This is a genomic window from Bacillus cereus group sp. BfR-BA-01382 (assembly GCF_022663475.1).
Classification (GTDB): domain Bacteria; phylum Bacillota; class Bacilli; order Bacillales; family Bacillaceae_G; genus Bacillus_A; species Bacillus_A thuringiensis_S.
Window position 1 is genome coordinate 1 of record NZ_JAKUFQ010000140.1, and the last position, 11097, is coordinate 11097.

The window sequence follows — 11097 nt, forward strand, 5'->3', positions numbered from 1 at the left end:
TGTAACAATTCCTTGTTCCGTTTCTATCTTTCTTTCACCCAATTGTTTATTTACTACTTCTTGTTGTTCTACTTCTTGTTGTTTTACTTCTTTTTGTTCTACTTCTTTTTGTTTCTCTTCATCTTGCTTCGTTTCCACTTGCTCTGACGATTCTTGAGATTCCTTATTTTCTTCTTGTACATTCACTTCATTTATTTTTTGATCTGACTCAATTTGTTCCTCAGCCTGACTTTGCAAGGGGAAGAACAAGCATACATGTATGCATAGCCAACTCATTAGAAAAAACTTTACGTTTTTCATCTACTAGTTCAAACTCCTATTTCAATGCCTTATAGTGATTTCGTCACTTTTACTCCGAAAAATCCATCTACATTTACAAGTTCACCATACGCCACTAATACATCATTTACATAAATACGAATCGGTTCATCAATATCCTCATCTAGTACAACTGCTTCATTTTCTTGTAAACTTAATATATCTTGAATTGTTTTCACTGTACTTCCAAATACAAATTTCACGTTCATTTCTACATTTTGTAGAATGGACGTGTCCATATATACTGGCTCCATTTGTTTTACTTCTTTAAATTCAATAGGTTGCACAACTGGTTCTACAATTTTTTCTTCTTCAATTTCTTCTGTTGCAATCTCTTCTTCTTCCACCATTGGATACAGAAGTCGCCTTACCATTTCTTTCGCTTCAGAAATCGGCAAAATTTGATACATTTTCGATTGAAGCAGATCGCCAATTTCAAGATTGAACGTAATTTGAACGAGTTCGTCCACTTCCATTGACTCTCCCAAATACTCCATTTCTTCTTTTAACGTTACAAATTTAACATTTGGCGGCGTCATGTCCATTTTTTCTTGGAACATTTCTGACATCGCCGTAGCAGCGTGCCCCATCATTTGGTTCATAATTTCTTTAATACCGCTCAGTTCTAATTCAGTAAGCTCTTTTTCCGGATCAACTTCCCCTGTTCCCATCATCATTAAATCTACCATTGTTAAGGCGACATCTTTCGTAAATACGAATACATTCTCATTCTTTAGCCCTTCAACAAAGTCAACATTTAAAATAACAAATGGCACTGGTACTCCATCATAATGACGAACATTGATTGCTTCCACATTTGGTGTACTAATTGTAACTGGCTGATTTAAAAGCGTTGACAATACTGTTGAAGCGGAACCAATTGAAATATTTGCAATTTCACCAAGCACATCTTTCTCTTCTTGTGTTAAATGCTCTTTTTCAACTTCTTCTACAATCTCAGTTTCCACTACTTCTGCTGTCTCGTCTTTTTCTTCTACTCCACCAGATAATTGCATTAATTTATTTACCATTTGTTTCGCATGCTCAACAGAAACAATTTGTACAAGTTTAGAGTTTACAAGATTATCTATCTTTAAATCAAACGACACTTTAACAATCGTATGATTTCCATCGATTTCAGAGATTTTCTCCATTTCTTCTGATAACTTTACAACTTTAATCGTCGGCGGAGACATATCTACTGTATCTTGGAAGAATTCCGACATAGATGTAGCTGCGAATCCCATCATTTGATTCATCGCTTCTTGTACAGCACTTAGCTCTAATTCACCAAGTTCTTTTCCGTCCTCCACCTCGCCTGTTCCCATCATCATTAAATCAGCAATAGACAATGCAACATCTTGCTTAAGGACAAGAAGGTTTTCCATATCTAATCCTTTTGTAAAGTGAATGTTTAATACAACATGTGGAACTTCGACATCTCTTGAATCATATAAATCTACCAACTCTATGCGAGGAGCAGTAATGCTTACTTGCCTATTTAAAATTGTTGATAATACAGTCGAAGCTGAACCAAATGATATATTTGCAATTTCGCCAAGAATATCGCATTCTTGAGGCGTTAAATGCTCATTTTCTTTTTCTAGCACAATCGTGCTCGTATCCCCTTTTGTGTGTTGCTCAGGCATTTTCCCTGCCTCCTCATTTCTGTTTTTCTATCAAATGATATAAACTCTCATTTGATTTTAGCAAACTTATTATATAAAACGTTAATATGTATTTATTGCCATTATTAGAGTAGTAACGATTAGTCAAAAAGCTCCCCAATTGTATACAAGTGGGGAGCTTTCCTTCATTCCTATTATAAACCTTCTGGGTTTAAAATGAGGACCACTCGTCCATCACCGAGAATCGTCGCACCAGAGAAATAATTAGAACTCTCTGCAAAGAAGTCACCTAATGACTTTAAGACTATTTCTCTTTGACCGATAATTGTGTTTACAATAAGTCCATAGCTGCGATGTGTATTACGAACAATTAACACAGGAACCATTTGACCATCATATGACGCAAACGCCTCATCTACTGTTTTTTCACCAAATACAGTACTTAAATGTTTCACTTCAATAATTTGATTACGATAATTTAACACATCTTTTCCTTGTAAGGATTGGATGTCTTCTTTCTTAATTCGAATTGCTTCAACTATATTTCCAAGAGGTAAAGCATAACGCTTATCATTCGTTTGAATAAGCATAGATTGAATAATAGACAACGTTAACGGAAGTTCAATTCTAAATGTACTTCCCTTGCCTTCCTCAGAATCAATGATTAAATGTCCACCTAAACTATGAATCGTATGTTTTACAACATCTAATCCGACACCGCGTCCAGAAAGATCTGATACAACTTCAGCTGTACTAAATCCTGGTTGGAAAATAAGATCAAACACTTCACGATCTGTTAATCTATTCGCATCTGCTTCAGTTACAACGCCATTTTTAATCGCTTTTTCTAATACTTTCCCTTTATTAATACCGTTTCCATCATCCGTAATTTGAATAACGACATGATTTCCACTATGAAAAGCTTCTAATTTAATAGTACCTGTCTCATTTTTACCTGCATCACGTCGTTTTTCAACAGTTTCAACACCGTGATCGATTGCATTTCGAATTAAATGAACGAGCGGATCACCGATTTCATCAATAACAATTTTATCTACTTCAGTATCTTCACCTGTAATTTGTAAATCGATTTTTTTCCCTAAATCTTTCGCTAACATACGTACCATACGCGGGAAACGATTGAACACAGTTTCAATTGGCACCATACGCATATTTAATAGTACATTTTGAATATCTTTTGAAATATCGCCTAATCGATTTAAATGTTCAATTAGTTCCTTGTTTTGAATCGTTTGAGCCAATTCATCAATGCGCCCACGTTCAATTACACTTTCTTCAAACATATTCATTAATCTTTCAATTTTCTCTAATTGAACACGAATTGAACGATTCTCCACTTTAGCATTTTTCGTTTTTGTAGTACTTTTAGCTGGCTGATTCGTTGCCACTATCGGTGATTCTACCTGCGTAGCCACAGCTGGTTGTAGCGTTTCTTCTACTTGCACAACTTCTTGTGTAACGACTTTTTTAGAAGCTACTTCCCTCGATATAGGTTCTCCTTGCTTTACTTCCACTTTCTCAATTTCAGAAACATGAAGTACTACTTGTTTCAATTCTTCTATACTACAATCCGTATCCATAAATACTGTAAATTCAAATCCGAAAGCATCTGCTTCAATTTCTTCAATACTCGGAGCTGTTTTTTGTATATTCCCCACATTTTGTAATGCTTCAATACACATAATGGCACGTACTGCTTTTAAAATTGCTTGCTGTTCAACTGTTATATGCACTGCATGCGAAACTGCATCATCGTTGTCTATATGATTTTGCTCTATATGTTCCGTAGTAGTTTCTACATTACCGTTCAATAATGCTTCTAATTTCTGTTTAGTTGAGACTACATCAATATTGCCCATTCCACCTTGTTGCACATCTGCAACCATCTTCTCCAAATTATCAATGCACTCAAAAATCACATCAATAATATCCGCATTTACAACTATATTCCCATGACGAATTTCATCTAACACATTTTCCATCTTATGTGTTAAATCAGCCATCTCCGTAAATTCCATACTCGCAGACATACCTTTGAATGTATGAGCGGAGCGGAATATTTCTCCTACAACATCCATATCAGCAGGATTTTGCTCTAACACTAGCACATTTTCATTTAGCGACTGTAAATGTTCTTCTGACTCTTCAAAAAATATATTTAATAGATCTGTTTGCATTTTTATCCCCTACCTGTCTAACAAACATTTCATTTATGTATAACAATTTAGTGTTTTATAATGAGAAAAAAGGGGGCCACACGTCGATCCGCTATCACTGTTTTGATTCCTTGTGGCACCCCTTCTATATTAACTATTTGCTACTTTTGTTAAAGCTTCAATTACACGATCCGCTTGGAATGGCTTTACAATAAAGTCTTTTGCCCCGCCCTTAATTGCATCTAATACCATACCTTGTTGTCCCATTGCAGAACAAATAACAACCTTTGCACTTGAATCAATTTTAATAATTTCTTTTAATGCTTCAAGCCCATCCATTTCTGGCATAGTAATATCTAATGTTACAATATCAGGTTGAAGTTCTTTATACTTTTGAATTGCTTCTACCCCATTCTCTGCTTCGCCAATAACTTCAAATTCAGCATTACTTTTTAATAAGTTTTTAATCATCGTTCGCATAAACATCGCATCGTCTACTACTAAAATTTTATGTGCCATTCTTTTTAATTCTCTCCTTCTATGTATAAATATATCTTAATATTTCACCTTATCATTCTCACTCATTATACAAAATAAAATGATAAAATTTAATATTTTTTTAAAAGAATTTTCGTATTTTTATTATTTTATTATTAAAATAATAATATACTACTCTTTTATATAAATAACAACGCGACGGTTTTTTTCCCAGTTTTGCGGTGAATCATTTGGTACAATTGGCTTTGTGTCTGCATATCCTACCGCAGCTAGCCTTTTATCATCCACATTATACACTTCAATTAAATGGTGAATCATATTTGCCGCTCGTGCTGAAGATAACTCCCAATTTGAAGGGAATTTCTCGTTATGAATAGGTCTACTATCTGTATGTCCCTCTACAACAATTGGGTTAGGTACGGATTGAAAAAATCCAACTAATTGACTTATTATCCCTTTCGCTTCGGGCTTAACGTTTGCATCGCCTGTATCAAATATTAAATTATCTACTATAACGACGCTTACCCCTGTATCCTCTCGATATACATTCACTTGACTAATACCGTTATTATCTACATACGCTTTTAACTTCTTATATAATTCATCCATTCTCTTTTTTGAGATCATCTTTTCATCATTTTTTTCATGTGAAATATCCGGTATTGTATTTTCCATTACTTTTGCATCTACTTGCCCCGTATCACTAAACTTTTCAAGCATCTTTGACAATTTTACTGCATCTTGCTTTGATGTAGCAACTAGTAATACAAAGAAAGTTAATAATAACATTGTTAAATCTGTAAAAGTCGTCATCCAACGAGGCGATCCCTTTTGCGGTCCTTTACTCATCATACCACTCCTTGAAATATTAGGCTGCTCCTTTTACCTTTTTTACCTTTGTTTCGTATACGTATGTATCCAGTTTCAACTTTAATTTAGAAGGGATTTGTCCACGATACAATTCTGAAATTGCTTCTATTACAAACTTCTTCTCTGTATATAAATCTTCAATACCACGATATACTTTTTCCGCAAGAGGGATTGCAATCATATTCGCAAGTACGGACCCATATAATGTCGTTAACATCGCAACTGCCATCCCTGTACCAATTTGCGATGTATCTTGTAAGTTTTGGAGCATAATGATAAGACCGATTAACGTACCAATCATTCCCCAAGCTGGAGCAAAATCACCAATTTTATCTAATAATGCTGCTCCTTTTCTTAACTCATACACTTCCGTTTCAATATCTTTCAGTAACACTTCTTTTAATTCATCTTCATCGTAACCGCTTAACATTAATCGAATTCCTTTTTGAATAAAAGGATTGTCTACTTGCTCTCCATCAACCTCTAAAGAAAGCAAGCCATGCTTTTTAGACTTTTTCGAAAAATCGACAAACAAATCCGTTAACTGTTCTAAATCTTCTTCTCTTCTATGTAAAACAGTAAAAATGCTTTTCGTATATTTTTTTATTTCTCCAAATCGATATGCCACAACAATTGTCGCTGTTGTTCCCCCTATGACAATTAAAATAGATGAAACATCTAAAAAGTTTTTAAAAGCTTTTATTCCACCGCCGCCAAGCATAATTGCTGCTATCACTATAATGAACCCTACTATAATGCCCACTGGGCTAGAAATATCAAACTTCCTTTTTCTTCTTTGTGGTCTAGCTAATACTTGATTTTTCTCTCCCATATTTCTGCCCTTTCCTTTCCATTTTTATATAACATTTTTTTATTTTAATAATACGTTTTCACATATAACATGTATTATACGCTTATCATCTGTTTATCGCAATATACTCATGAAATTGACACATTTCATTTCTATATTAGAATTATAGTATGGATAAATGAGGAGGATCACGATGGAACACAACATTTTACAAGTCATTGCATTAGCAGAAAAACTAAAATATGAAATGCGACATAGCTGGCTTTCTAACGGACGTCAAGAAAGTGTTGCCGAACATACATGGCGTATGTCTCTAATGGCTATTTTAGTTGAACCTTATTTGGATCAAAAAGTAAATATTGAGAAATTACTTAAGATGGTTATTATTCACGACCTAGTCGAAGCCGAAGCTGGTGATATCCCTGCTTTTGATACGATGAATAGTCACGAATTACAACTACAAAAACAAAAAAATGAACTAGAAGCTATTTTAAATATTAAACAAACATTAACAAGTTCTCTCGGTGAGGAATTATATGACTTATGGATGGAGTTTGAAGCGAAAGAAACGTACGAAGCAAAAGTTGCTAATGCACTCGATAAACTTGAGGTGAAAATCCAACATAACGAAGCTGATATTGATACGTGGTTACCAATTGAACATAAAATGACATTCCAAGTAGCAAAGCATACAAACTTTGATTCTTTCCTATCTAAATTACAAAAAATTATTGAACAAGATGGAGAAAAGAAGTTAATTGCTGCCGGTATTGATGTTGAGGCATGCAAGCAATAATGAAATAAGACACTCAACAAGAGTGTCTTATTTCATTATTGTTGATATAGCCTGCTTATAAATAAGCTGTTGTTTTCCATCCACTAATATTAAAACTGTAAATTTATCTACTCCAACAACTTCTCCTACTATTCTAACGCCACTCTTTAAGAAAATTGTAACTGTACCTTTTTCTTCTTTTATTTGTTTATACAATTCTTCCTGTAAATGTTCCAATTACTGTCCTCTCCTTCTCGTGAAACATCTTAATATAAAAAACTATAAATTTTTTATTTATGCACTTTGTCTTTTCCATTCATAAACTTATTAATTAGTATATCTAAATCTCGGCTAAATAACAAAACTTTATCATGATCCAATCCGTGTCTCGCAACAAGTTGAATTAACTCTTTCTTTTTGTTTTCTATTTTATTTTGTAATTGTCCCATCTCCATCTCTATACTAAAACTCCCTTTTCCCATAATATTACTTGTAAAATTATAGTACATATTCTCTCATAAAAAAATAAAAAAATGGTTTTTTTTACAATTTTTTATTTTTTTATGCCTAAATTACGAATCACGTAAAGGTTCATTTACAAATCACTAACATACAATCCTAATGAATCTACAGGCATTTGTCTAATTATAAATGAGACTGGCTCGTTTTCTATACAAAAAACATACTGTATATAGTAGTCCATGAACCATATAGATTAACTTACTAAAAAGGAGGAAAACATATGAGTTATGGTGGAAGTTGCGCTGGTTTCGGCGGTGGATTTGCTTTGCTTATCGTACTATTCATCCTTCTAATCATCATCGGATGTAGCTGTTGGGGTGGCGGCGGATACGGATATTAATATATCCTATCCTTGACAAATGAACTAAAAACTATAGAAAAACAGCTCATATTTGAGCTGTTTTTTTTCATACTTTCGTATGAATTTATATCCCTCTTATTTGCGATTTCAACTAACAAAATATCGTTTAATATGGAATAAGAAACATTTTTCACTGATATAAAAGATCGTTATACATACATATTACAAACAAAAATTATTTTAACATTAATTCTTGTCGGCATTTCATGGGGCATTATTGGAGGCGCTTATCAGCTACTCCTAACGATCTATACCGAGAGAATTTTCCACACTAACATTGGAATTTTATATACAGTTCAAGGCATTGGGCTTATGATTGGAAGCCTTCTCGTTAATCTTTATATGTCTCATAATAAAGAAAAAATGAAAAAAGTATTCGGTTGAGCCTAATTATTACAAGGAATTTTCTTTCTCGGATTCATTCTATCCGATCAACTTATTATCGGTATCGTTACTTTATTCTGTATGCGCATAGCAGGAGGAATCCTCGTTCCACTTGATACGACATTACTTCAAACTTACACACACGAAAATATGATGGGTAAAGTTTTTTCATTCCATTATTCCGTTTACGGATCTCTTATTCAGTTATCTATGTTTTTTACAGGAGGGCTGTTAGAAATTCTTTCTCCTCAAATAATTGGCAGTTTATTAGCTACATGCTGTATTTTTGTAAATTTTATATGGCTTTTCTTGTTTATCGCGGGGATCTCAGTGAATAATCTAATGATAATCAATAGATTTTAATCCCATTCATTATTTGTTTCCCAATAATAAAATTGCTTAAAAATGTCAGTCTAATTTTTTAGTTAATGATCCTTATATGGCAACACTATTTGAGAAAAAACTAGATATTTATGTTAAAATATAAATAAGTTTGTGAAAGTTTGCACTTAAATAAGAGACTTCAACTAGTTAAACTTGATTAAAGAGGAGGGCTGTTTTGGGTATCACATTCATTTTCATATGTATTATATTAGTGGCTTCTATTCTGCAAGCAAGTACAGGTTTTGGCTTTTCCATAATGGCAACCCCTTTCTTACTTATGTTATTTTTACCACAAGAAGCTATACAAATAAACATTATTTTATCTTTAATTATCTCCATTTCACTCATTTGGAAAATAAGAATGGACGTTGATTTTGTTCTACTGAAAAGGTTTATTTTGGGAAGTATAGTTGGTGTACCTTTTGGTATTTTAATCTTCATTTCCGTTAACATAAACACTTTTAAATTAGCAGTTAGCATCCTACTCTTACTATTAACATTGTTGCTAATATGCAAAATTAAGGTTAGATCAACACAATCTAGAGATTTCATAGTTGGTGGATTATCTGGTCTTTTAACGACAAGTATCGGTATGCCAGGTCCTCCCCTGTTACTTTATTTTACAGGAACTGATACTGAAAAAGAGAAGTTAAGAGCAACTACATTAGCTTTTTATCTGTTTATATATTTCATTAGTCTAGTAACTCAAATACTCTTTACTGGCACAAACAAAACCATTTGGGAATCAAGTTTTTATGCCATCCCAATTTTATTTTTAGGTTTGTTTATAGGTCAAATTATTTTCAAATGGCTTAATCAACGGATTTTTAAAATATTTACGTATATCCTTTTAAGTTGTACGGGTATGTATCTTCTTATTGAAAGTTTGCATTTATTATAGAAGTTGCTTTAGGTTATGCATTAAGAATTAGGTTTCGAATGAAATATCATGATATATTTTTAAACGTGATAATGTAAAAAGCGGCTATTATGCCGCTTTTTACATTATCAAATTGGTCGATATTAAACCAAATGACAGTAAATACATCGTTATAACAATCATCCACATATTGTTTTTCAATAGGGGTACTTAATGATTTATGAATAATGTACAAAATTAATTTTCCATATTGATCAATCACTTCTTTCAAAGCATCTTGATCATGTTTTTTCATAGCTATAATTAAATCCTCTTCAGAATTGAAAATCATAAGCATCTTCCTTCCTCAGTTCCCCTTTAGCAGCTGCTTTTACTTACTATTGGCATTTCATTCTCTTTTTCTATCACTTTTATAAAAAATTATTAATTTTTATTTCTATGTATATGATAACAAACAAAATACCTAAGTTCAGAAAGAATAAAGAACTTTCTGGCCTTAGGTATTTCTCCTTCCAAAAAAGGCAAACCCACATCACAGGTTTGCCTCTTTACTCACTTCTTATTTAAACCTTTTTCACTTAAAAACTCTTTCATATGCATTCTTTTTTCTTTGGACATAAATGAACTCATTGATTCCGTCCACGTTACGTTTTTTTGATTTGATGATCTTTCTTTGTAATACGCGCTCATCGTTTCATCATATTCATTTAGTAATTCATCATATTTCTGTTCATTATATCCATTTTCATGAAGAACTGCTGCTACTGGTAAACGTGGTTTAACTCCATGTTCTTCATCTGGTACACCGACTGTCATTCCGAATACAGGATATACTTTATCCGGTAAATGAAGCAATTCGCTCACTTCTCTCGGATTATTACGAATACCACCAATATAACAAATACCGTAGCCTAATGACTCTGCCGCTAGTGCTAAGTTTTGCGCAAAAAGTGATGCATCTACCGTCGCAACGATAAAGTCTTCTACTCCCTCATGCTTTATCTCTGTACCATGTTTTTCACATGCAATTTCAAGTCGTTTTAAATCTGCACAACAAATAAAAAATGCTGCACAGTCTTTCACATGGCGATTTCCGGATAGCTCTGCTAGTTTAGCTTTTAATTCCTGATCTGTTACATATATAACAGAATACGCCTGTACAAAATGTGATGAAGCTGCATGTTGTGCAGCGTGCACCATCTTTTCTACTACATCTTTCGGAATTGATTCTTCTTTATATTTACGAACTGAAACATGTTGCTCCATCTTATGTATCATCTCATTCATGAAAATCACTCCTTTTTTCTCTTCATAATGAAAAATTAACATACATTTTTCATTATTCACAACTTATAAGCACAAAAAGAGCAATTCTTTTTGAACTGCACCCCAATTGTTAGACACAGTCTAACAATTGGAGGTGCAGTTTTTCTATGGCTAAATTTACAGCTGATGAAAAAATACAAATCGTTCTACGTTATTTGAACGG

At 33.2% G+C, this 11097-nt stretch carries 12 protein-coding genes and 2 pseudogenes; 4 read left to right on the forward strand and 10 right to left on the reverse strand.

Going from position 1 to position 11097, the window contains the following annotated elements; translation table 11 throughout:
* From MR160_RS30785 to MR160_RS30810, 6 genes and pseudogenes are all read right to left on the reverse strand, one after another.
* A pseudogene (locus tag MR160_RS30785) lies at positions 1 to 300 on the reverse strand (transglycosylase); the annotation flags it as partial.
* Between the two features lie 29 nt (positions 301 to 329).
* A complete protein-coding gene (locus tag MR160_RS30790) occupies positions 330 to 1967 on the reverse strand; it encodes a flagellar motor switch protein (RefSeq protein WP_001115006.1) in 1638 nt (545 codons plus the stop codon).
* Positions 1968 to 2140: 173 nt separating this feature from the next.
* Entirely contained in the window at positions 2141 to 4144 is a 2004-nt protein-coding gene (locus MR160_RS30795; protein ID WP_001192626.1) for a chemotaxis protein CheA, read from the reverse strand.
* Positions 4145 to 4273: 129 nt separating this feature from the next.
* On the reverse strand, positions 4274 to 4642 hold the full coding sequence (locus MR160_RS30800; protein WP_000940568.1) for a response regulator: 369 nt from the start codon (positions 4640 to 4642) through the stop codon (positions 4274 to 4276).
* Positions 4643 to 4792: 150 nt separating this feature from the next.
* Positions 4793 to 5470: an OmpA family protein gene (locus tag MR160_RS30805; protein WP_000033627.1), complete on the reverse strand. Its 678-nt coding sequence runs from the start codon at positions 5468 to 5470 to the stop codon at positions 4793 to 4795.
* Between the two features lie 19 nt (positions 5471 to 5489).
* Positions 5490 to 6323, reverse strand: a complete 834-nt coding sequence (locus MR160_RS30810; protein ID WP_000504191.1) for a flagellar motor protein MotP — start codon at positions 6321 to 6323, stop codon at positions 5490 to 5492.
* A gap of 172 nt (positions 6324 to 6495) precedes the next feature.
* Between MR160_RS30810 and MR160_RS30815 the strand changes: the two genes are divergently transcribed.
* Positions 6496 to 7098, forward strand: coding sequence for an HD domain-containing protein (locus MR160_RS30815; RefSeq protein WP_000400770.1), 603 nt, complete (start codon positions 6496 to 6498; stop codon positions 7096 to 7098).
* Between the two features lie 27 nt (positions 7099 to 7125).
* Here MR160_RS30815 and hfq read toward each other — a convergent pair whose 3' ends face one another.
* Both hfq and MR160_RS30825 read right to left on the reverse strand, forming a co-directional pair.
* Positions 7126 to 7314, reverse strand: a complete 189-nt coding sequence (hfq, locus tag MR160_RS30820; protein WP_000400665.1) for an RNA chaperone Hfq — start codon at positions 7312 to 7314, stop codon at positions 7126 to 7128.
* 53 nt (positions 7315 to 7367) lie between these two features.
* Positions 7368 to 7586, reverse strand: a complete 219-nt coding sequence (locus MR160_RS30825; RefSeq protein WP_000291690.1) for an aspartyl-phosphate phosphatase Spo0E family protein — start codon at positions 7584 to 7586, stop codon at positions 7368 to 7370.
* Positions 7587 to 7819: 233 nt separating this feature from the next.
* Between MR160_RS30825 and MR160_RS30830 the strand changes: the two genes are divergently transcribed.
* The 3 genes and pseudogenes from MR160_RS30830 (at position 7820) to MR160_RS30840 (ending at position 9629) form a co-directional block, all read left to right on the forward strand.
* Positions 7820 to 7939 (forward strand): YjcZ family sporulation protein, encoded by a 120-nt coding sequence (locus tag MR160_RS30830; protein ID WP_000120179.1) that lies wholly within the window; start codon positions 7820 to 7822, stop codon positions 7937 to 7939.
* A gap of 141 nt (positions 7940 to 8080) precedes the next feature.
* Positions 8081 to 8707: pseudogene (locus tag MR160_RS30835) on the forward strand (MFS transporter); the annotation flags it as partial.
* Between the two features lie 196 nt (positions 8708 to 8903).
* Complete coding sequence (locus MR160_RS30840) at positions 8904 to 9629, forward strand: sulfite exporter TauE/SafE family protein (RefSeq protein WP_000513086.1); 726 nt, start codon at positions 8904 to 8906, stop codon at positions 9627 to 9629.
* Between the two features lie 46 nt (positions 9630 to 9675).
* Here MR160_RS30840 and MR160_RS30845 read toward each other — a convergent pair whose 3' ends face one another.
* Both MR160_RS30845 and nfsA read right to left on the reverse strand, forming a co-directional pair.
* Positions 9676 to 9939, reverse strand: coding sequence for a hypothetical protein (locus MR160_RS30845; protein WP_015945739.1), 264 nt, complete (start codon positions 9937 to 9939; stop codon positions 9676 to 9678).
* A gap of 221 nt (positions 9940 to 10160) precedes the next feature.
* Entirely contained in the window at positions 10161 to 10895 is a 735-nt protein-coding gene (nfsA, locus tag MR160_RS30850) for an oxygen-insensitive NADPH nitroreductase (protein ID WP_001004528.1), read from the reverse strand.
* Positions 10896 to 11097 lie beyond the last annotated feature (202 nt).

What these genes read in the sequence shown, in the direction of transcription:
- MR160_RS30790 (WP_001115006.1), bottom strand. Translation starts at nt 1,967, where the DNA reads ATGCCTGAGCAACACACAAAAGGGGATACGAGCACGATTGTGCTAGAA.
- MR160_RS30795 (WP_001192626.1), bottom strand. Translation starts at nt 4,144, where the DNA reads ATGCAAACAGATCTATTAAATATATTTTTTGAAGAGTCAGAAGAACAT.
- MR160_RS30800 (WP_000940568.1), bottom strand. Translation starts at nt 4,642, where the DNA reads ATGGCACATAAAATTTTAGTAGTAGACGATGCGATGTTTATGCGAACG.
- MR160_RS30805 (WP_000033627.1), bottom strand. Translation starts at nt 5,470, where the DNA reads ATGAGTAAAGGACCGCAAAAGGGATCGCCTCGTTGGATGACGACTTTT.
- MR160_RS30810 (WP_000504191.1), bottom strand. Translation starts at nt 6,323, where the DNA reads ATGGGAGAGAAAAATCAAGTATTAGCTAGACCACAAAGAAGAAAAAGG.
- MR160_RS30815 (WP_000400770.1), top strand. Translation starts at nt 6,496, where the DNA reads ATGGAACACAACATTTTACAAGTCATTGCATTAGCAGAAAAACTAAAA.
- MR160_RS30825 (WP_000291690.1), bottom strand. Translation starts at nt 7,586, where the DNA reads ATGTACTATAATTTTACAAGTAATATTATGGGAAAAGGGAGTTTTAGT.
- MR160_RS30830 (WP_000120179.1), top strand. Translation starts at nt 7,820, where the DNA reads ATGAGTTATGGTGGAAGTTGCGCTGGTTTCGGCGGTGGATTTGCTTTG.
- MR160_RS30845 (WP_015945739.1), bottom strand. Translation starts at nt 9,939, where the DNA reads ATGATTTTCAATTCTGAAGAGGATTTAATTATAGCTATGAAAAAACAT.
- nfsA (WP_001004528.1), bottom strand. Translation starts at nt 10,895, where the DNA reads ATGAATGAGATGATACATAAGATGGAGCAACATGTTTCAGTTCGTAAA.